18 protein-coding genes are annotated in these 19,183 nt (G+C 69.4%); 8 read left to right on the top strand and 10 right to left on the bottom strand.

The genetic code is table 11. The annotated features are described in order from the left end of the window. Positions 1 to 5 precede the first annotated feature (5 nt). The gene (locus AB0B82_RS21840; protein ID WP_360171308.1) at positions 6 to 581 is read right to left on the bottom strand and encodes a TetR/AcrR family transcriptional regulator; all 576 of its coding nucleotides are present in this window, start codon (positions 579 to 581) and stop codon (positions 6 to 8) included. Between the two features lie 187 nt (positions 582 to 768). Here AB0B82_RS21840 and AB0B82_RS21835 point away from each other — a divergent pair, with 187 nt between their 5' ends. The 3 genes from AB0B82_RS21835 to AB0B82_RS21825 all read left to right on the top strand — a co-directional run bounded on the left by AB0B82_RS21835 (position 769) and on the right by AB0B82_RS21825 (position 4,402). Continuing rightward, on the top strand, positions 769 to 2,808 hold the full coding sequence (locus AB0B82_RS21835; protein ID WP_360171305.1) for a DUF1906 domain-containing protein: 2,040 nt from the start codon (positions 769 to 771) through the stop codon (positions 2,806 to 2,808). Between the two features lie 117 nt (positions 2,809 to 2,925). After that, the gene (locus AB0B82_RS21830; RefSeq protein WP_360171302.1) at positions 2,926 to 3,750 is read left to right on the top strand and encodes an alpha/beta hydrolase; all 825 of its coding nucleotides are present in this window, start codon (positions 2,926 to 2,928) and stop codon (positions 3,748 to 3,750) included. Positions 3,751 to 3,880: 130 nt separating this feature from the next. Continuing rightward, a complete protein-coding gene (locus AB0B82_RS21825) occupies positions 3,881 to 4,402 on the top strand; it encodes a type 1 glutamine amidotransferase domain-containing protein (RefSeq protein ID WP_360171299.1) in 522 nt (173 codons plus the stop codon). Between the two features lie 9 nt (positions 4,403 to 4,411). Here AB0B82_RS21825 and AB0B82_RS21820 read toward each other — a convergent pair whose 3' ends face one another. From AB0B82_RS21820 to AB0B82_RS21805, 4 genes are all read right to left on the bottom strand, one after another. Beyond that, positions 4,412 to 5,284 (bottom strand): helix-turn-helix transcriptional regulator, encoded by an 873-nt coding sequence (locus tag AB0B82_RS21820; protein WP_360171296.1) that lies wholly within the window; start codon positions 5,282 to 5,284, stop codon positions 4,412 to 4,414. Between the two features lie 62 nt (positions 5,285 to 5,346). Beyond that, entirely contained in the window at positions 5,347 to 6,021 is a 675-nt protein-coding gene (locus AB0B82_RS21815) for a class I SAM-dependent methyltransferase (protein ID WP_360171293.1), read from the bottom strand. Beyond that, the gene (locus AB0B82_RS21810) at positions 6,014 to 7,576 is read right to left on the bottom strand and encodes an ATP-dependent DNA ligase (protein WP_360171290.1); all 1,563 of its coding nucleotides are present in this window, start codon (positions 7,574 to 7,576) and stop codon (positions 6,014 to 6,016) included. The genes AB0B82_RS21815 and AB0B82_RS21810 overlap by 8 nt, the downstream gene beginning before the upstream one ends. Positions 7,577 to 7,638: 62 nt before the next feature. After that, the gene (locus AB0B82_RS21805) at positions 7,639 to 8,607 is read right to left on the bottom strand and encodes a Dyp-type peroxidase (RefSeq protein ID WP_360171287.1); all 969 of its coding nucleotides are present in this window, start codon (positions 8,605 to 8,607) and stop codon (positions 7,639 to 7,641) included. 46 nt (positions 8,608 to 8,653) lie between these two features. On the opposite strand from AB0B82_RS21805, the gene AB0B82_RS21800 reads away from it, so the two are divergent. The 3 genes from AB0B82_RS21800 (at position 8,654) to AB0B82_RS21790 (ending at position 11,676) form a co-directional block, all read left to right on the top strand. After that, entirely contained in the window at positions 8,654 to 9,889 is a 1,236-nt protein-coding gene (locus tag AB0B82_RS21800) for a CPBP family intramembrane glutamic endopeptidase (RefSeq protein ID WP_360171284.1), read from the top strand. A 47-nt stretch (positions 9,890 to 9,936) separates the two neighbouring features. After that, positions 9,937 to 10,659: an HAD family hydrolase gene (locus AB0B82_RS21795; protein ID WP_360171281.1), complete on the top strand. Its 723-nt coding sequence runs from the start codon at positions 9,937 to 9,939 to the stop codon at positions 10,657 to 10,659. Between the two features lie 93 nt (positions 10,660 to 10,752). After that, positions 10,753 to 11,676 (top strand): endonuclease/exonuclease/phosphatase family protein, encoded by a 924-nt coding sequence (locus AB0B82_RS21790; protein ID WP_360171278.1) that lies wholly within the window; start codon positions 10,753 to 10,755, stop codon positions 11,674 to 11,676. A gap of 77 nt (positions 11,677 to 11,753) precedes the next feature. Here the strand turns inward: AB0B82_RS21790 and AB0B82_RS21785 are convergent, their stop codons facing one another. The 5 genes from AB0B82_RS21785 to AB0B82_RS21765 all read right to left on the bottom strand — a co-directional run bounded on the left by AB0B82_RS21785 (position 11,754) and on the right by AB0B82_RS21765 (position 16,967). Next, positions 11,754 to 12,713, bottom strand: coding sequence for a sigma-70 family RNA polymerase sigma factor (locus tag AB0B82_RS21785; RefSeq protein ID WP_360171275.1), 960 nt, complete (start codon positions 12,711 to 12,713; stop codon positions 11,754 to 11,756). Positions 12,714 to 12,972: 259 nt separating this feature from the next. Beyond that, a complete protein-coding gene (locus AB0B82_RS21780) occupies positions 12,973 to 15,057 on the bottom strand; it encodes a S9 family peptidase (RefSeq protein ID WP_360171272.1) in 2,085 nt (694 codons plus the stop codon). Between the two features lie 35 nt (positions 15,058 to 15,092). Then, entirely contained in the window at positions 15,093 to 15,896 is an 804-nt protein-coding gene (gene xth / locus AB0B82_RS21775; protein ID WP_360171269.1) for an exodeoxyribonuclease III, read from the bottom strand. A gap of 10 nt (positions 15,897 to 15,906) precedes the next feature. Next, the gene (locus AB0B82_RS21770) at positions 15,907 to 16,371 is read right to left on the bottom strand and encodes a DUF2269 family protein (protein WP_360171266.1); all 465 of its coding nucleotides are present in this window, start codon (positions 16,369 to 16,371) and stop codon (positions 15,907 to 15,909) included. Then, entirely contained in the window at positions 16,368 to 16,967 is a 600-nt protein-coding gene (locus AB0B82_RS21765; RefSeq protein WP_360171263.1) for a TetR/AcrR family transcriptional regulator, read from the bottom strand. Before AB0B82_RS21765 ends, AB0B82_RS21770 begins: the two co-directional genes overlap by 4 nt. A 73-nt stretch (positions 16,968 to 17,040) precedes the next feature. Between AB0B82_RS21765 and AB0B82_RS21760 the strand changes: the two genes are divergently transcribed. Then, positions 17,041 to 17,934 carry an SDR family oxidoreductase gene (locus AB0B82_RS21760; RefSeq protein WP_360171260.1) on the top strand — a complete coding sequence of 298 codons (894 nt, stop codon included), beginning with the start codon at positions 17,041 to 17,043 and terminating at the stop codon, positions 17,932 to 17,934. Continuing rightward, positions 17,931 to 19,067 (top strand): saccharopine dehydrogenase NADP-binding domain-containing protein, encoded by a 1,137-nt coding sequence (locus tag AB0B82_RS21755; RefSeq protein ID WP_360171257.1) that lies wholly within the window; start codon positions 17,931 to 17,933, stop codon positions 19,065 to 19,067. The genes AB0B82_RS21760 and AB0B82_RS21755 overlap by 4 nt, the downstream gene beginning before the upstream one ends. The last annotated feature ends 116 nt before the right edge of the window (positions 19,068 to 19,183 follow it).

The following is a 19,183-nucleotide window of genomic DNA, read 5'->3' as shown; positions in this document are numbered from 1 at the left end:
CTGGCTCAGATCGAGCGCACTGTGGCTTCCACGACGGCGCGCTGGCTCTCGGACGATGCGCCGCGGCGGGCGGCCACGCGCAAACCGCCGAGCACGGTGAAGACGTAGGTCGCGAGGCCGGCGGCGTCCCGCTCGGGCTCGATTTCGCCGGTCGCCTGCGCGGCCCGGATGGCCGTCGTCAAGGCGACCAGCTTGAGCTCGTGATCGCGGTCGAGCAACTCGACGATCTCCGGATCCTTGGGGCCGAGCTCGACGATCGTGTTGATGACCAGGCAGCCCGGCGGCTGGTCGGGGTCCGCCTCGACCGCGACCCAGAGCAGGCGCCGGATCCGCTCGCGGATCGGTAGCGTCGCGTCCTGGATCACGGCGAGCTGATCGGCGGTGAAGAGCTCGGTGTACCGCCGCAGCGTGCGGTCGAACAGGTCGCGCTTGCTGGTGAACGTGTTGTAGATGCTGCTCCGGCCGAGCCCGGTGGCGGCGCAAAGGTCCTGCGTCGAGGTGGCCTCGTACCCGGACGTCCAGAACACGCGCATCGCGGCGTCCACCGCACGGTCCTCGTCGAACGTTCTCGGTCTCGGCATGAACGCGAGCCTAGCATGTTATGTACCGAGCGATCCAAAACCGGCCTTGAACCGGCCGACACCTGCGCCGATAGCATCCGTGCATCGCGCCGAGTGCCGGACGCTCTTCGACAGCGGCCCGGACACTCGCCTTCACTGGGGGCGCACGTCCATCGACGGCCGCTGATCCGGCCGGGAACTGGGGAGCATGGTGAGGTTGTTCAGACCTGGGGGGCTCACGCTTGCCCTCGCACTCGTCGCCGGGCTCGTCGCGGCCAGCCCTGCGGCTGCGGACGACACGAAGACCGTTACGTACCGCGGCTACCAGGTGAGTGTCCCGGCCGCCTGGCCGATCGTCGACCTGGTCGCGGATCCGTCCGCGTGCGTTCGGCTCGATCGCCCGGCCGTGTACCTCGGCCGCAGTACGTCGCAGGCCAACTGCCCGGCGCATCTCGTCGGGCGTAGCGCCGGCCTCATCCTCGAGCCACTGACCTCCGCCGCGCGGTCGTCCGCCAAGCAGTTGCCCGCCGACGGTTTGCTGCGGCGCGTGGTCGCGGACGCCGGCGTGCTGGTGACGGCGTACTACGCGCCGGGTGCCGAGCGGACGGCGAACGACCTGCTCGCGACCGGCCGGGTGGTGACGAAGACGTCGTCCGCGCGGGTGCCGCAACTGGCCGCGGCCCCGCCGACGATCGTGGCAACGGGCAACTACGCGGGCAACGGCTTCGACACCTGTGCCGCGCCGTCCCAGGCTGCAATGGATGCCTGGCGGCCGACCTACCAAGGGGTCGGCATCTACATCAGCGGCGGGCTGCGCGCCTGCGCGCAGCCGAATCTGACCGCCGACTGGGTCGCGGCGAACGCGAGCAAGGGGTGGCAGTTCCTGCTCATCGACGTCGGCCTGCAGGCGCCGTGCACGACGTACCAAAGCAGGATGTCGTCGGTGCCGGCGACCGCGCTGACCCAGGGCAAGAACGCCGCCATCAACGCGGTCGCGGCGGCGCAGGCGCTTGGGTTCGCGCCGCGTAGCGCGATCTACAGCGACATCGAGAACTACACGTCGACGGCCGCATGCAAGGCCGCCGTCCTTTCGTACCTGAGCGGCTGGACGCAGGAGCTGAATGCGCGTGGGTATCTCGGCGGCGCGTACGTCGGTGCCGCGTCGGGCGGTGCCGATCTCGCGAGCGCTTACACGAGTACGGCGTACACGCGGCCGGACAACATCTGGTTCGCGCACTGGGGCTCGACGCCGGTCGGTACGACGCGCTTCATCCCGTCGACGTACTGGAACAACCACCAGCGCGTGCACCAGTTCGCCGGTGACGTGAGCGAGACCAACGGCGGCGTCACGATGTCGATCGACCGCAACTACCTGAACCTGACCGCTCCGCCCCCGCCGGTGACCAGCTTCACCGTGTCCGGCGGGGTCACGGCGGCCACGCTGCGCTGGACGAAGCCCTCCAACGTCACCCTCGGCCAGATCATGATCCGCGCTGCGTCCGGATCGACGCCGCCGCGGTTGCCGACCACCGGGACGGCGATCTACAACGGGACGGCGAGCCTCTACGCGCACACCGGCCTGGCGAACTCGGCCAGCTACGCGTACCGGGTGTGGGTGAAGAACAGTGCCGGCAAGATCAGCCCCGGCGTCGACGTCCGGCTGTCCGGCTCGAAGTCCATGATCGCCGCGAGCGCGACGTCGATCATGTACACCGGCGCCGTGACGCTGACGACGGCCGCGACGCGGCTCGACGGCGTGAAGATGGCCGGCGTGCCGATGGTGTTGTACTCCAAGGCGAAGACCGCCACCAAGTGGTCGACGGTCGGCACGTTCACCGCCGACGCCAACGGTGTTGCCCGCGCGACGCAGAAGCCGGCGGTGTCGACGTACTACATGTGGGGCTACAACGGCGCGGCCGGCGTCCTCGGCACCCGGAGCGCATCGGTGCTCGTGCAGGTCCATCCGGCGATCTCGGCGTATCTGGTGCCGGCCTCGATCAAGCTGGGCGCCTCGAGCGTGTTGTACGGGTACGTGAACCCGCCGCACGCCGGTACGACGGCGTACCTGCAGCGGCGGTCCGGTACGACGTGGGTGGCCGTGACGACCGGGAAACTGGCGACGAACGGCAAGTACGCGTTCAGCATCAAGCCGACGGCTCGTGGCACGTTCACGTACCGCGTGGTCTGGCTGGCAGACGCCGATCACCAGGGCTGGCAAACCGCTTCGAAGGTGCTGACGGTCAGCTAGGTGAGGTCGGCGACGGCGCGTTGCGCGAGCTCGATGGCGCGCGCCGCGAGATCCGCACCGGCTTCGGTCCGCCCGGTCGGTCGAACAGCCGGCCGTCGGCGCTCGTACGGTCAGGACATGCCTACTTATCGCATCAACGAGATCGAGTTGTTCGCCGAGACGTACGGCGACCCCGACGATCCCGCCGTACTGCTGATCCACGGGGCCGGTGCCTCCATGCTCTGGTGGGAGGACGGCCTGTGTGCCGAGTTGGCCGGCCGCGGGCGCTTCGTGATCCGCTACGACCAGCGCGACACCGGCCGGTCGACGTCGTACCCGGTCGGCGCACCGACGTACGCGATGAGCGACCTGGCCGCGGACGCTGTCGGCTTGCTCGACGTGCTCGGCGTCGAACGCGCGCACGTCGTGGGGATGTCGATGTCCGGCGGTACGGCGTTGATGCTCGGACTCGATTATGCGTCGCGGGTCGCATCGGTGACGTTTGTGTCGACGACCACCGGCGACGACGACCTCCCGCCGCCGTCGCCCGACATGCCGCGTCTCGGAACGCCGGACTTCGCCGACCCCGCGGCCGTCGAGGAGTACGTCGTCCGCGCGATCGAGGCCGAAGCCGCGGGGCACTTCGACGAGGGTCCCGTTCGGGAGTTGGTGCGCGCGGACATGGCGCGGGCACGGAACTACGAGGCCTCGCTGACGAATCATTACGCGATGACGTTCGACGCCTCGCGCAACGGCGGCTTCGGCGATCTGAAGGTACCGGTGCTCGTGGTGCACGGCGACGCGGATCCGTTGCTTCCGCTGCCGCACGGCGAGGCGATCCGGGACGCGGTACCCGGGTCGCGGATGGTTGTTCTCGCGGGCATGGGGCGCGGCATCTCGGCGCCGTACCGGAAGGCCTTCGCGGACGCTCTCGACGGTGTCATCGGCGAGGCGATCGCATGAAGTGCGCGGCCACAGAGCGGCCGGCCCACCCGGGTGCCCCAGCCAGCACCTGTCACCTGCCTACTCAAGGTGTGTGCGGATCGGGGGCTCGGGTACCGGTTGGTGAGCCGATACTGGAGAGGAGTTCATGATGGCGAAAATCGCGTTCCTGGTGGCCGCTGAGGGGATCGAGCGGGTGGAGCTCACCGAGCCCTGGAAAGCGGTGCAGGAGGCGGGACATGAGCCGGTACTGCTGAGCCCCAAGACCGGCGAGGTACAGACCTTCAATCACCTGACCGCAGCCGAGAAAGCCAAGGTCGATCAGGCTGTCGGCGACGCGTCGGTCGACGACTTCGCGGCGTTGGTCCTGCCCGGCGGCGTGGCGAACCCGGATGCGTTGCGGACGGACGAGAAGGCGGTCGCGTTCGTGAAGGAGTTCGTGGAGTCGGGGAAGCCGGTGGCCGCGATCTGCCACGCGCCGTGGACGCTGATCGAGGCGGATGCGGTGCGCGGGAAGCGGCTCACGTCCTGGCCGAGCTTGCAGACCGACCTGCGCAACGCGGGCGCCGAGTGGGTGGACGAGCCGGTCGTCGCGGACGGCAACCTCATCACCAGTCGCAAGCCCGACGACCTCGAGGCCTTCAACAAAACCCTCCTGGAAGCCCTCAGCTGACCGAGCGGCTCAGGTGGGCAGGCGGTTGCGGAGGTGGGTCAGGTGCTGGTCGGTTTGTTGGGGGCTCGGGCTGGTGGAGGCGAGTATGTCGAGGACTTGGGTGTAGGCCTCTACGTCGTCGCGTTTGTCGAGGTACAAGGCGCTGGTGAGGTGTTCGACGTAGACGATGTCCGGTAGGTCGCGCTGCGGGAAGCGGAGCAGGCTGAAGGCGCCTCCGGTGGCGGCGTGGCCGGGGCTGTCGAGCGGGATGATCTGGATCGTCACGTTCGGCCGGGTGACGGCTTCGCGGAGTGCGTCGAGCTGGTCGCGCAGGACGTCGACACCGCCGATCGGGCGCCGAAGTACCGCCTCCTCGATGACTGCCCAGAGTTTCAGCGGTGGCTCGCGATCGAGCACCGTCTGCCGTCGCCGGCGGAGCGCGACGATCCGCTCGATCTCGGCCTCGGTCCGTGCGCTGCCCGGGGTCAGCTGCGCGACGGCCCGCGCGTACGCGGGGGTCTGCAGCAGCCCGGGCACGAACTGGATCTCGTAGGTCCGGATCAGCTCGGCGGTCGCCTCGAGCCCGAGGTACGCATCGAACCACTCCGGCGTGACGTCGCCGTACCGATGCCACCAGCCCGGGTCGTTGGCCTCGCGGGCGAGGGTCAGCAGCCGCTCACGCTCACCCGGATCGCGCACGCCGTACAGCGTGAGGAGATCGTCGACGTCCCGCTCCTTGAAGCGGACCTTCCCGAGCTCGAGCCGGCTGATCTTCGACTCCGACGCCCGAATTGCCCATCCCGCGTCCGTGCGACTGACCCCGGCGCGCTCACGCAGCTCCCGCAGATGACCTCCCAGCATCATCCGCAAAGCCGTCGGCCCCACCACACTGCGCCCCACCATACCCGCAGTCTACAGGATTATCGAACATATGTTCCCATCGGATTCGATGCCGGCCGGCGCGCTCAGGTGCGGAGGTACTCGGCGCGCCAGCGGTGCAGGGACGGCCCGGTGGGATTGGGGACGCGGGCGATCTGGATCTGGCGGAGGCCGGACGTCGCGAACGAGTCGATCGTGGCGCGGGTCAGCGGCCACGGTGGGCCCTCGACGGCTTCATCGGGCTGGTCCACAGGCCGGGCGGCGGCGATCACCAGCAGGGTGCCTCCCGGTGCCACGAAGTCCCGGATCCGGTCGACGGCCTCGGGCTGAAGGTTGATGGGCAGGGCCTGGACGGTGTAGATCTCCACGACCAAATCGAACGCCCGGTGCCACTCGGGCGGCGGCGCGAGCAGGTCGGCGACGCGGTAGTGCGCCTTCGTGTCCGGGTGGTTGCGGCGGGCGGTCTCGATCGCGGTGGGGGAGATGTCGAAGGCAGTCGTGTCGTACCCGCGGTCGGCGATGAGCTCCGCGTCCCAGCCGGTACCCGCGCCGACGATGAGGGCCGTCTTGTCCGTGCCGTCCGGGGCGGACTCGGTCACCCACTCCTGCAGCAGCGGATTCGCCGTGCCGCGGTCCCACGGCACCACCGCGGTGCCCTCGGCCGCCGCGGCGTACAGGTCTTCGAACCAGCCTGTCGCGTCGGCGCGGTCGAGCGATGCGCGCGCGATCCGCCGCGTCACGACATCGGGATCCTCAGTCATCAGTAGCACTCACTTCCGTTGGCTCGGAGCCGGGGCCCAGATGGATCTCCCGGACGGTCTGCACCGTATCCACCTCGGTGGGCGCCTTGTCCTCCCGGTAGCGCAGCACCCGCGCGAACCGCAGCGCCATCCCGGCCGGATACCGCGGCGAGGTCTGCACACCGTCGAACGCGATCTCGACCACCACCTCCGGACGCAGGTAGACGGCGAAGTCGTCCTGCCGTACAGCGAGCTGCTGGAACCGCTCCGTCTGCCAGCGCAGCAGGTCGTCTGTCAGCCCCTTGAACGTCTTGCCGAGCATCACGAACTCGCCGGTCTCTTCGTCGCGCGCGCCGAGATGCAGGTTCGACAGCCAGCCGGTGCGCCGCCCGTGACCCCACTCGGCCGCGAGCACGAGCAGGTCGAGGGTGTGGGTCTGCTTGACCTTGACCCAGCCGGCGCCGCGACGACCCGCCTCGTACGGCGCTGTCAACGACTTCACCACGACGCCCTCATGACCGCGCCGTACTGCCTCGGTGAAGAACGCTTGCCCCTCGGCGGCGTCCTCGGTCACCAGCCGGGGGATCCGCCGCTCCTCGGGCACCAGCTTCGCCAGCCACTCGTGCCGCGTCGCCCCGTCGAGGCCCAGCAGGTCCTGGCCGTCCTGATGCAGAATGTCGAAGAAGTACGGCGTCAGCGGCACGGACTCGGGCCCGGTCGCGGCACGCGTCGCCGTCCGCGACCCGGTCACCTGGAACGGCTCCGGTCGCCCGTCGGCTCGCAACGCGATCAGCTCGCCGTCGAGCACGACCTGCCGTGCGTCGAGCGCCCGCACGGCGTCCACCACTTCGGGGACCCGGTAGGTGATGTCGTCCAGCGTCCGCGTGTAGACGACGACGTCGTCACCGTTGCGGTGCGCCTGGATCCGGATGCCGTCGAGCTTCCATTCGAGCGCGGCCGGCGTGCCGGTCTTCTCGAATGCCTCCGTGACACCGGTCGCCGACTGCGCCAGCATCGGCTGCACGCCACGCCCGACCTCGAGGCCGAACTGCGCAAGGCCTGCCTCGCCCTCGGTGAGTACGGCGACCGCGACCGGAGCCGTTGCCCCGCGCAGCATCGTCGCGGCCCGGATCTTCGCGAGCGGGATGCCCGTGGCGCGGGCGACCGCGTCGGCCATCACGCCGTCGAGCGCGCCCTGCCGGAGCTCGCCGCCGACGAGCAGGCGAAGGAACTGCTGCTCGTCGGCGGTCGCCCTCCCGAACAGCGCATCGACCGCCGCCCGACGGCGAGCTTGCACACCGGCGCCGGACATCTCCGCGAGCTCCGCGAAGGCCGCGTCGACCTCCTCGACCGTCAGCGACGGCGTCGCGGCCGGCTCCGGGGCGTCCATCAGCGTCCGCCAGCCGACCCCGGTCCGCCGCTGGCGCAGCTCGCCGGACAGGTACGTCACCACGATCGCGATCTCGTCCGGCTCGGTGGCCTTGGCCAGCACGTCGGCGATGAACTCGGCCTTCTTCAGCCGCGACCTGGTCCCGGCCAGCGCGGCCGACGTCTGGACCACCTCGGTGAGCAACATGCTTTCCAGTCTGGCCTATGCCACCGACACAATTGCGGTTGCCGCTCGGCGAGCAGACCGCGTCAGGGGGCCGGCGGCAGATCGTCGAGGAACGACGCCGGCGGCGTGAAGAACAGGCAGCCGGTGACCGCGGTGGAGAAGTCCAGCAGCCGGTCGTGGTTCCCCTCGGGTACGCCGACGAACATCCGGCGCAGCATCAACTCGGTCACCGCGGGGGACTTCGCGTACCCGATGAAGTAGGTGCCGAACTCCTGCGTGCCGACCCGGCCGAACGGCATGTTGTCGCGGAGGATCTGCAGCTCGTTGCCGTCCTCGTCCTCGATCACGTTGAGGACGATGTGGGCGTTGCCCGGCTTGCGATCGTCGTCGAGTTCGATGTCGTCCAGCTTGGTCCGCCCGACCGCGAGCTCCTGCTGCTCGACGGTCAGCGCGTTCCACGCCTTCAGGTCGTGCAGGTACTTCTGCACGATGACGTAGCTGCCGCCGCGGAAGCCCGGATCCTCGTCACCGACCAGCACCGCCGCACGGGCCTCGGCGCCGGACGGGTTCTCGGTACCGTCCACGAAGCCGAGCAGGTCGCGCATCTCGAAGTACTTGAAGCCGTGCACCTCGTCCACGACCGTCGCGGCGCCGTCCAGGATGTTCATGATCTGGCCGGCCAGCTCGAAGCACTGGTCCTGGTGGGCCGCGCGGATGTGGAAGAGCAGGTCGCCGGGGGTCGACGGCGCGTGGTGCGTCGGACCCTTTACCTCGACGAACGGGTGCAGCTCGGCCGGCCGCGGACCGGTGAACAGCCGGTCCCACACGTCCGACCCGATGCTGGCGACGCAGGACAGGTTGCCGCTCGGCACCCGGAACCCGACGGAGCGGACCAGACCACTCAGCCGCTCCAGCAGGTCCCGCGTCCGCGCCTCGCCGCCGGGCCGCACCCGCACCACCAGGAAGATCGCCGAACCGCTCAACGGCATCAGCACGGATTGTGGCAACGCACTCGTCGTCTGCCTGGTCTCCGGCATCGATTCAGTCCCCACCGTGTTTCCTCCCGTCCCGGTTGGCCCGATCTTCTACAGTCCAGACATGGACCCGCAACAGCCCGGGCCGACTCCGCCGCCAGGCCCATACTCCCAGCCGGGACAGCCCGCGTCACCGCCGCCCTCACCCGGCCGGTACGGTCCGCCCACCCAACCGCCGCCCCCGCACGGCCGGCCCTACCCGCAGCAGTACCCGCCGCCGCAGGGTCAGCCGTATCCACCGCAGTACCCGCCTCAGCCGTACCCGGGGCAGCAGTACCCAGGGCCCTACCCGCCGCCGTACCCGCAGCAGTACGGCACCTACCCGCCCTACTACCGCGAGCCGCGCATCGTTCCGGCACCGCCGGGTACGCCGTACCACCGGCTGGGTCGTACGCCGAAGCACACCTGGTGGCGTCCGCTCCTCGGCACGCTGCTGCTCGGTGCTCTCGCGTTCTGCGGGACCGCCGCGGTGGTGATCGCCTGGTCGATTGCGCACCGCCTGATCGCCGGACCGTTCCCGGAGCCGAGCGGTGTCGACCTCTTCCCGAACGACACCGAGAATCTCGCGCTGACCCTGGTCATGCTCGCCGTGCTGACCCCGTTCGTGGGTCTGGCCGCGTGGCTGGTGCAACGCCGGCCGTTCTGGAGCGTCGCCTCGGTGCTGAATCGGATCCGGTGGCGCTGGTTGCTCTGGTGCTGCCTGCCGGCGCTGGGCTACATCGGGCTGTCGGTCGTCACCGGGATCGTGGTCGACACGCTGTTCCCGGCCCAGGATGCGATCGGGACGACCGAGGGCGAGTGGATCGGCTGGGGCGCGTTCGTCGTACCGGCCCTGGTGATCGTGTTGCTGGTGCCGTTCCAGTCGGCGGCGGAGGAGTTCGTGTTCCGCGGCTGGCTGCTGCAGGCCGTGGGCGCGTACGGACCGGACGACCCGAACGGCCGGGCCCGGTGGTTGCGGATCCTGTTCCGCTCGCCGTGGCCGGGCATCGTCGTCAGCAGTGCCGTCTTCGTCTCGGCGCACGGCTACACCAGCTGGGCGATGGCCGACATCTTCCTGTTCGCGGTGACGGTCGGTTGGCTGACCGTCCGGACCGGGGGACTGGAGGCTGCGATCGCGCTGCACGTGCTGAACAACCTGATCGCCTTTCTGTTGCCGGCGGCAATGGGTCGGGGCGACCAGTGGGACGTCCAGGGTGACGCGCCGTGGACGCTGTTCCTCGCCGACCTGCCATGCCTGGTCTTCTACGCGGTCGCGGTCAGCTGGCTCGCCCGCCGCCGCGAGATCGCCCGCCTGAGCTGAAAAGCAGGCGAGAACTGTCGGACGCCTCTGGCAGGCTGTGCCGCGTGATGAACGCGAAGATCGAAGCCGTCCTGTTCGACTGGGGCGGCACGCTGGCCACCTGGCACGAGATTTCCCTGTACGACACCTGGCGGGCCGTGACCGCGCTGCTCGACCCCGAAAACGCCGGCACCGCCGACGAGCTGGCGGCCCGGCTGGTCGCGGCGGAAGGCGTCGTGTGGCGACGCTCCCGCGACGAGCACCGCAGCGCGACCCTTGAGGAGGTGTGTTCGCTGGCGGGGGTGGTGATGACCCCGGCGGCCTTGGCGGAGTACGAGCGCCAGTGGGACCCGCACACCGAGCTCGAGCCTGACGCGATCGAGACCCTGGAGGCGCTGCGCGCCCGTGGCCTGAAGGTCGGCGTGCTGTCCAACACCCTGTGGCCGCGCCGCCGTCACGAGGAGGTCTTCGCGCGCGACGGCGTACTCGAGTTGCTCGACGGTGCCGTGTACACGAGCGAGATCCCGCACACCAAGCCGCACCCGGAGGCGTTCCTGGCCGCGATGCGCGCGGTCGGAGTGTCCGATCCGGCGCGCTGCCTGTTCGTCGGTGACCGGCTGTTCGACGACGTCTGGGGCGCACAGAACGTCGGTATGCGTGCGGCCCACCTGCCGCACAGCGCGATCCCGCGGGAACAGATCGGGCACACCGAGGGGACACCGGACGCGACGGTGCAGCGGCTGTCCGAGCTGCCCTTGCTGATCGACACCTGGAACGAAGCGGCAGCCTGACGTCAGCGCGGGCGACGCGCTTCGGCTGGCGACCGTTCACCGGACCTGGTTAACGTCCAACCTCCATGCATTCCGCCCCTGGAGGTTTCTGACATGTTGACCACGCGCCGTCGGTTCGCCGCGCTCGTCGCGGCGGCCGCAGCCGGCCTGACCATCACCAGCGGGGTGTCCCAGGCCGCCCCGGCCACCGACCAGGCGACCACCACAGTCGCCGCAAGCGGTACGGCGACCAAGCCGCTGCACGTGATGTCGTACAACCTGCGCTACGCGAGCGACACCCCGCCGAACAGCTGGGCCGAGCGCCGCCCGGTGATGCGCGAACAGCTGCGCAAGGCTCGCCCGGACCTGATCGGCACCCAGGAGGGGCTGTATCCCCAGCTGCAGGACATCGCTGCGGACCTCGGCCCGGCGTACGACTCGATCGGCCTCGGCCGGGAAGGCGGCAGCAAGGGCGAGTTCATGATGATCTTCTTCGACCGGCGCCGGCTGCAGCCGCTCGAGTACGACCATTACTGGCTGTCGGACACCCCGGACGTGGTCGGTTCGCAAACCTGGGGCGGTTGCTGCCCGCGGATGGTCACGTGGGTGCGGTTCCTGGACAAGGCGACGTCGCAGCAGTTCTACGCGGTCAACACGCATCTCGAGGCGTTCGACGCGACCGCGCGGTCCAAGTCCGCGGATCTGATCCTGCAGCGCAATGCGGCCTTCGACCCGGCCCTGCCGGTGCTCATGACCGGCGACTTCAACGAGGCCGGCAAGCCCGGCGTGACGGTGTACGACAAGCTCGTGACGAGCGGGAAGTACGCCGACAGTTGGCTGACGGCCGAGCGCCGTAGCGCGCTGTACGCGACGTTCCACGGCTACAAGCCGCTGACGCCGAACGGTGACCGGATCGACTGGATCCTGACCACGCCGGGGCTGCGGGTGCAGAAGGCGACCATCGACACCTTCAGCAAGGACGGCCAGTTCCCGAGCGACCACCTGCCGGTCGAGTCCTGGATCGAGCTGACCAAGTAGGAAATCCGCCCGTAGAAACCCGATGACCCCCGAGCCAGATCGTGGCTCGGGGGTCAGGAGGGGTTTCGGTCGGTGTGTTACGCGGCCAGCGTCGGGTCCGCCAGCAGGCGCAGCCGGCCCAGCGCCTCGCGCTCGATCTGGCGGACGCGCTCCGCCGAGATGCCGTGCACGGCGCCGATGTCGGCCAGCTTGGCCTGGCGGCCGTCGTGCAGGCCGTAGCGGCGCCGGATGACGTCCGCGGACCGCGGGTCGAGCTGGTCGACCAGGCTGAACAGACCCGAGCGGTCGGACGCGTCGGCGACCAGCTGGTCCGGACCCGGCGCGGTCTCGGCCGCGATCAGGTCGCCCAGCGAGGTCTCACCCTCGTCGTCCACCGGGCTGTTCAGGCTGATGTGGTCCCGGCCGATGCGGATCAGTTCGGTGACCCGCTCCTCGTCCAGGTTCAGCTCGGCCGCGATCTCGTCGATCTCCGGCTCCCGCCCGAGCTTGCGCTCCAGCGTGCGCCGCGCGGACCCGATCTGGTTCAGCTGCTCCACCACGTGCACCGGCAGCCGGACCACTCGGGCCTGCTGCGCGATACCGCGGGTGATGGCCTGCCGCACCCACCAGGTCGCGTACGTCGAGAACTTGAAACCCTTCCGGTAGTCGAACTTCTCCACCGCGCGGATCAGTCCGGTGTTGCCCTCCTGGACCAGGTCCAGCAGCGGCATCTGGGACCGCCCGTACCGGCGGGCGATCGACACCACGAGCCGGAGGTTGGCGGTCACGAACCGCTGCTGTGCGCGCCGGCCTTCCTCGGCCAGCCACTCCAGCTCCTCCTGCGTCGCATATTTGGGCGCTCCGCCCTTCTTCCGTCCAACTCGCCCCTCGGCCAGCAGCTGCTCCGCCAGGAGTCCAGCCTCGACCGTCTCAGCGAGCTCGACCTCTTCCTCAGCCGTCAGCAAAGGAGTCCGCGCGATCTCTTCCAGGTAGAGACCGACGCTGTCCTTGCCGTCGATTCCGTCGTCCGTGCTCCGGACACGAGCCGTGCGAGCCACCGAAACTCCCTTCGTCGTTACATCGAGAGCAACGCTCGAGTAGGGTTCAAGATTCCGGTACCAGGGTGTAAACACCCTGAACGTTCCCTGAGAGTTCCCGGCAGCGGATCTGCCGTGGAAACCGGTGTCCCGGGGCGGCACCGTCCTTTTGTCGGTAACGCACCCGGATGCAACCTGAGAATCCGTACAGAAATCAGGCGTTCCGGTGCCCCGGATGTGTTGCACAACACATGTCCGGGCCCGGAAATTCCCGCGAATTTCAGCTCAGGCCGAGGGTGTCCAGCTCCCAGGCCAGCGTGAACGCGACCTCGCGCCACGCGTCGTAGCGGCCGCTGCGGCCACCGTGACCGGCGTCCATCTCGGTCTTCAGCAAGATGTCGGGTTCGCCGGCGGCGGTGGCCCGGAGTTTCGCCACCCACTTCGCCGGCTCCACGAAGAACACCCGGGTGTCGTTCAGGCTGGTGATCGCGAGGATGCGCGGATAGTGCTGTTCGGTGACGTTTTCGTACGGCGAGTAAGACTTCATGTACTCGTAGACCTCGGGGTCTTCGAGCGGATTACCCCATTCCTCCCACTCGATCACGGTGAGCGGCAGTGACGGATCGAGAATCGTGGTCAGCGCGTCCACGAACGGCACCTCGGCGACGATTCCGCCGAACGCCTGCGGGGCCAGGTTGGCGACCGCGCCCATCAGCAGCCCACCGGCGCTGCCGCCCTGCGCGACGATCCGCTCCGGTCTGGTCCAGCCGGCCGTGACCAGATGCTCAGCGGCTGCGACGAAGTCGGTGAAGGTGTTCTTCTTGGTCAGCATCTTGCCGTTGTCGTACCAGTGCCGGCCGAGCTCACCGCCGCCGCGGACATGCGCGATCGCGAACACCACGCCGCGGTCGAGCAGCGACAGCCGCGGGATCGAGAACCACGGGTCGACCGAGGTCTCGTACGAGCCGTACCCGTACAGCACGACCGGCGCGTTCCCGTCCTTGGCGACGTCCTTGCGCGCGACCATCGAGATCGGGACCTTCGTACCGTCCGGAGCGGTCGCCCATTCGCGGTACTGCGTGTAGGCGCCGAGGTCGACGCCGCCGAGCACCGGCTGTTGCTTGAGCAGGCGCCGCTCGCCGGTCGCGATGTCCACGTCGTACGTCGACCCCGGCGTGACCAGCGAGGTGTAGCCGAAGCGGTACCGGGTGTCGTGCCATTCGTCGTTGCGGCCGGGGGAGACCGTGTAGATCGGCTCGTCGAACTCCAGCACCTCAGGCGCGCCGAAGCCGTCAGCCGTCCGGCGCATGATCGCCAGTTCGGTGAGCGCGTTGCGGCGCCGGTAGAGGATGACGTGCTCGGCGAATGCGTCGGTGCCGAGCAGCCGGCTGGTCTCGTCGCCCTCGATGATCGTGGTCCACTCACCGGGCGCGTCGAGCGGCGCGGAGGCCAGCGAGAAGTTGGCGGCGTCGGCGTTGTGCGTGATCAGCAGCTGGTCGCCCGCGTGCTCGACGTCGTACTCGACGCCCTCGCGGCGGGGCGCGACCACGACCGGCGCACCGGTCGGGTCGTCGGCGTCGAGCAGCCAGACCTCGCTGGTGAGCTTGCTGCCGAGCGCGATCATGATCGCCTGCTCGTTGCGGGTCAGGTCGACGCCGATCCAGAACCGCTCGTCCGGCTCCTCCATCACCAGCACGTCCTCGTTCGCGCCGAGCGTGTGCCGCCAGACCTGGTACGGACGCCAGGCGTCGTCGACCTTGGTGTAGAAGATCGTCGAGCCGTCGGCGGACCAGGCCGAGCCGTAGTGCACGTCGGGCAGCTCGTCGGGGAGCAGCTCGCCGGTCTTCAGGTCCTTGATCCGCAGTGTGAAGCGCTCGTCGCCCTTGAGGTCGACCGAGTACGCCAGCAGGCGGCCGTCGGGGGAGACGTCGACGGTGCCCAGCGAGAAGACCTCGGAGTCGCCGGCCACCTCGTTGCCGTCGAGCATGACCTCCTCGCCGGCGATCTCGCCGTCGGTCGCGGGCGGCTGGTCGCCGTCCACCTCGACGCGGCAGTGCAGCGAGTACTGCTTGCCCTCGATCGTGCGGGAGTAGTACCAGTACCCACCGCGCCGCGCCGGGACGCTCAGATCGGTCTGCAGGGTGCGGTCCGAGATCTCCTTGAAGATTGCCTCGCGCAACGATTCCAGGTGCGCGGTGCGGGCCTCGGTGTAGGCGTTCTCGGCCCGGAGGTACGCCAGCACCTCCTCATCGGCCTTGTCCCGCAACCACTCGTAGTCGTCGACGAACGTGTCGCCGTGATGGGTGCGCTCGACCGGCTTCTTGGCGGCGATCGGCGGAGTGGGGGAAGAGTTCAGCTCGGACATGCCGCGAGACTACCCGCGGCAGCCGACAGCACGAGCTAGCGGTCGTACGTCGCGACCACCGGCGCGTGGTCGCTCCAGCGTTCGGCGTACGACGGGGCGCGGTGGATCGAGCACCCGGTCGCCGACGCGGCCAGCTCGGGGGAGGCGATTTGGTAGTCGATGCGCCAGCCGGCGTCGTTGTCGAAGGCCTTGCCGCGCCAGGACCACCAGGAGTACGGGCCGGGGCCGTCACCGCCGAAGCGGCGACCGAGATCGACCCAGCCGGACGCGAACAGCCGGTCGAGCCAGGCTCGCTCCTCGGGCAGGAATCCGCTCTTCTTCCGGTTCGCCTTCCAGGCCTTCAGGTCGACCTCGCGGTGCGCGATGTTGAAGTCGCCGCAGATCAGCACGTGGCGGCCGTCGGCGCGCAGTTCGGCCAGCCGCGCGGTGATCGCGTCCAGGAACGCGTACTTCTCCTCCTGCCGCGGCGGCGTCTCGAACTCGCCGGTGAACACGTACGTGCTGACGGCCGTGAGGGTCGACCCGTCGTCCAGTACGACGTCGGCCTCGACCCAGCGGCCGGTGCCGGCGAAGCGCGCGGGACCGATCTCGCCGCGTTCGCCCTTGATCGGGCGCCGGCTCGCCACCGCGACGCCGGCCCGGCCTTTGTGACCGTCGATCGTGGGCTCGGCGTGCGCGATGTTCCAGTCGCTGCCGAGGAGTTCGCGCAGTACCTCGTCGGAGGCACGGACCTCCTGCATCAGCAACAGGTCGGGGTCCGTGCTCTCCAGCCACGGCGCCATCCCACGCCGGAAGGCGGCCCTGATTCCGTTCACGTTCACCGTGGCAACCGTCAGCACGGCCGAAACCCTACCCTCTGGTGTGCCCGGGCTTGACGACCATCAGCACCAGCACGACCAGCCAGAGCAGGCCGAAGATCCCGCTCGTCATCGACAGCAGCTTCGCCTTCGAGAACACCTTGGTGCGGACCTCCTCCGGCTGCCCGACGGCCGCGAGTACGGCGGACTGCGCGGGCACCACCAGGAACGCCAGCACCAGTGCGGCGACCAATGTCAGCACGATCGAGCTGATCAGCCAGGCCTCATCCATCACCCCACGGCCGCCGGCGACCGCGAAGCCGAACAGCGGTACGGCGAGGCTCGCCCACGCGTACACCCGGGTGATCCGGTGCAGGACCTGAAGACCGCCCGCGTCCGGGGCGCCGGACTGCAGCGTGCGGCGCGCGATCGGCGGGAACATGCTGGCCGCCACGGTCACCGGGCCGACGCACAGGATGGCCGCGAGGATGTGGACCGTCAGGAAGAACTTGTTCATTCTGCTCTCTCGGAGGTCGTCGTGAGGATCGCGTCCAGCGATTGCTCGCAGAGGCGCTCGAGGGCCTCCGGCGAGACGACCGGATCGTCGATCCACACCAGCAGGGTCTGTTCGACGTAACCCTGCCAGCCGTGACAGGCGAGCTCGACGACGGGGGTGATCTCGACACCACGCTGGGCGACCGCGTCGATGACCCACCGGCTGAAGACCTGGCGCAGCTCGGAGTGCAGTGCGCGAATCTCCGGATCGCCCGCGGCCGACATCAGCAGCGTCGCCCGGTACAGCTGCGGCGCCTCCAGGACAGCACGGACGAAAGCGCGGATGCCCGAGCGGAGCTGCTCGTCCGGTGGCAGCGTCGGGTCCGGCGCGGTCCGCAGCATCACCTCGGCGGCCGCTTCCTCGATCACGGCGTACTGGAACTTCTTCTTCGAACCGAAGTAGTGGAACAGCAGCGCGGGGGAGACGCCGGCCTCCGCGGCGACGAGCTCGACCGTGAGCTCGCGGTGCGGGTCGGCGAGCAGCACCCGGCGCGCGGCCTGGAGGATCTGCGCGCGGCGTTGGTCGGGCCGCAACCGGGCACCGGAGAGCTGGCTCACCCGGCCAGTCTATTGAGTATTCGATCAACAAGCACTTACTGTTGAGTATCCACTCAACAAGCTGGAGGTCCCGATGCGTCCGTTGGCCGGTCAGGTCGTGCTCATCACCGGCGCGTCCCGGGGGATCGGCGCCGCCGTCGCCCGGAAGCTGGCGCAGGACGGCGCGAAACTGGCGCTGGTCGGTCTGGAGCCGGACGAGCTCGCGAAGGTGGCCCGGGACTGCGGCCCGGACGCCGGCTGGTGGGAAGCGGACGTCACCGACACCGACTCGTTGCGGACAGCGGTCGACGCGATCGCCGAGCGGTACGGCCGGATCGACGTCGTGATCGCCAACGCGGGTATCGCGGCGCCCGGATTCACCCGCAGCATGGATCCGAAGGTCTGGGAACGCGTCGTCGACGTCGACCTGCTCGGTGTCTGGCGGACCGTTCACCTGGCGCTGCCGTATCTGCTGGAGAGCAAGGGTTACCTGCTGCTCGTTTCGTCGCTGGCCGCGATCGTGCACATCCCGGGCCTTGCGTCGTACAACGTCTCCAAGGCCGGCGTGGAGGCGATGGGGAACACTCTGCGGGTGGAGCTGAAGCATCTCGGCGTCCGGGTCGGCGTCGCGCACATGACATTCGTCGACACCGACATGGTGCGCGGCGTCGACACACACCCGGTGTTCGGCAAGGTGCGAACCGGGATCCCGCTGGCGAGCAAGACGTACCCGCTGGAGTTCGCCGTGGACAAGTTCGTCGACGGCATCCGGAAGCGGTCGCGCACTGTTCACGTCCCGGGCTGGATCGGCGTACTGAAGGTGTTCCGCTGGCTGATCCCGCACGTGGTCGAGGCCGGTTCGCGGTTCAGTGTGCCGAAGGCCGACACGGCCGCGCTCGCCGATGTCCAGGCCCGCGGCGCGACCGAATCCTCCCGTGCGGCCGGGGCCGGCGGTCTCGCCGACGCGGCGAGGGCGGCTGACCGATGAGCCGCCGGTACGACGTCGTCCTGCTGGGAGCGAGCGGGTTCACCGGCGCGCTCACCGCGGAGTACCTGCGCGCGCACGCACCGGACGGCCTGCGCTGGGCCGTTGCCGGACGCAACAAGTCGAAGCTGGAGCAGTTCGGCCAGGACATGGTGTACGCCGACGTCACGGACCCGGTGTCGATGCGCGCGCTGGCCGAGTCGACGAAGGTCGTGGCCACCACGGTCGGCCCGTACGTCGAGTACGGCGAGCCGCTCGTGGCGGCCTGCGCCGACGCCGGTACGGCGTACGTCGATCTGACCGGTGAGCCGGAGTTCCTGCATCGGATGTACGTGCGCCACCACGAGCGTGCGACGCAGACCGGTGCGCGGATCATCCACGCGTGCGGCTTCGACTCGATCCCGTACGACCTCGGCGTGCAGTACACCGTCGAGCACTTGCCGCGAAACGTCCCGATCGAGGTCGACGGGCTGCTGCGCGCCGGCGGTCGCCCGTCCGGCGGGACCTTTCACACCGCGATCACGGCGCTGTCCCGCCCGCGGCAGAACCTCGAGGCGCATCGCGACCGGTACGCCGCCGAGCCGCGCCCGCAGGATCGCAGCGCGCGGCCGCTGGTCAAGAAGATTCATCGGCAGCAAGGTTTCTGGCTCGTACCGCTGCCGACGATCGATCCGCAGATCGTCGCGTACTCCGGGCGGCTGCTCGACAGGTACGGTCCGGACTTTCGGTACGGCCACTACGCGGCGATGAAGCACCTGCCGGCGGTGGTCGGCGCCGTCGCCGGGGTGGGCCTGCTGATGGGAAGCGCCCAGATCCGGCCCCTGCGGAACGTTCTGCTGCGGCTGTTGAAACCCGGTGCCGGTCCGAGCGCCGAACGGCGCGCGCGGTCGTGGTTCAACGTGCGCTTCGTCGGGCGGGGCGGCGGCAGGCAGGTGATCACCGAGGTGGCCGGACGCGATCCCGGGTACGAGGAGACCGCGAAGATGCTGGCCGAGAGCGCGTTGTGCCTTGCCCTGGACGAGCTGCCGGAGACAGCCGGCCAGACCACGACGGCAGCCGCGATGGGGCCCGCGCTCCGCGACCGGTTGGTGAAGGCGGGGATCACCTTCGCGACGCTCTCGGTCGACGAGTACTGATTTGCCGACGAGTACTGATCTGGCGGAGGGTGTGGTCGGTCGCCGTCTGCGTGCGGGAGAGCCGGGGTGACGAGGGCGTGGGGACAGGATGGGTTGACCCCTCGTGTTGGGGGTTC

The sequence above is a fragment of the Kribbella sp. NPDC048915 genome, from assembly GCF_040649595.1.
Classification (GTDB): domain Bacteria; phylum Actinomycetota; class Actinomycetes; order Propionibacteriales; family Kribbellaceae; genus Kribbella.
The sequence above is the reverse complement of the archived record's forward strand: the minus strand, read 5'-3'. Positions and strand labels throughout refer to the sequence as shown.

Excerpts from the sequence above, each read along its gene's own strand:
- AB0B82_RS21840 (WP_360171308.1), bottom strand. The coding sequence starts at position 581 with ATGCCGAGACCGAGAACGTTCGACGAGGACCGTGCGGTGGACGCCGCG.
- AB0B82_RS21835 (WP_360171305.1), top strand. The coding sequence starts at position 769 with ATGGTGAGGTTGTTCAGACCTGGGGGGCTCACGCTTGCCCTCGCACTC.
- AB0B82_RS21830 (WP_360171302.1), top strand. The coding sequence starts at position 2,926 with ATGCCTACTTATCGCATCAACGAGATCGAGTTGTTCGCCGAGACGTAC.
- AB0B82_RS21825 (WP_360171299.1), top strand. The coding sequence starts at position 3,881 with ATGGCGAAAATCGCGTTCCTGGTGGCCGCTGAGGGGATCGAGCGGGTG.
- AB0B82_RS21820 (WP_360171296.1), bottom strand. The coding sequence starts at position 5,284 with ATGGTGGGGCGCAGTGTGGTGGGGCCGACGGCTTTGCGGATGATGCTG.
- AB0B82_RS21815 (WP_360171293.1), bottom strand. The coding sequence starts at position 6,021 with ATGACTGAGGATCCCGATGTCGTGACGCGGCGGATCGCGCGCGCATCG.
- AB0B82_RS21810 (WP_360171290.1), bottom strand. The coding sequence starts at position 7,576 with ATGTTGCTCACCGAGGTGGTCCAGACGTCGGCCGCGCTGGCCGGGACC.
- AB0B82_RS21800 (WP_360171284.1), top strand. The coding sequence starts at position 8,654 with ATGGACCCGCAACAGCCCGGGCCGACTCCGCCGCCAGGCCCATACTCC.
- AB0B82_RS21795 (WP_360171281.1), top strand. The coding sequence starts at position 9,937 with ATGAACGCGAAGATCGAAGCCGTCCTGTTCGACTGGGGCGGCACGCTG.
- AB0B82_RS21790 (WP_360171278.1), top strand. The coding sequence starts at position 10,753 with ATGTTGACCACGCGCCGTCGGTTCGCCGCGCTCGTCGCGGCGGCCGCA.
- AB0B82_RS21780 (WP_360171272.1), bottom strand. The coding sequence starts at position 15,057 with ATGTCCGAGCTGAACTCTTCCCCCACTCCGCCGATCGCCGCCAAGAAG.
- AB0B82_RS21770 (WP_360171266.1), bottom strand. The coding sequence starts at position 16,371 with ATGAACAAGTTCTTCCTGACGGTCCACATCCTCGCGGCCATCCTGTGC.
- AB0B82_RS21760 (WP_360171260.1), top strand. The coding sequence starts at position 17,041 with ATGCGTCCGTTGGCCGGTCAGGTCGTGCTCATCACCGGCGCGTCCCGG.
- AB0B82_RS21755 (WP_360171257.1), top strand. The coding sequence starts at position 17,931 with ATGAGCCGCCGGTACGACGTCGTCCTGCTGGGAGCGAGCGGGTTCACC.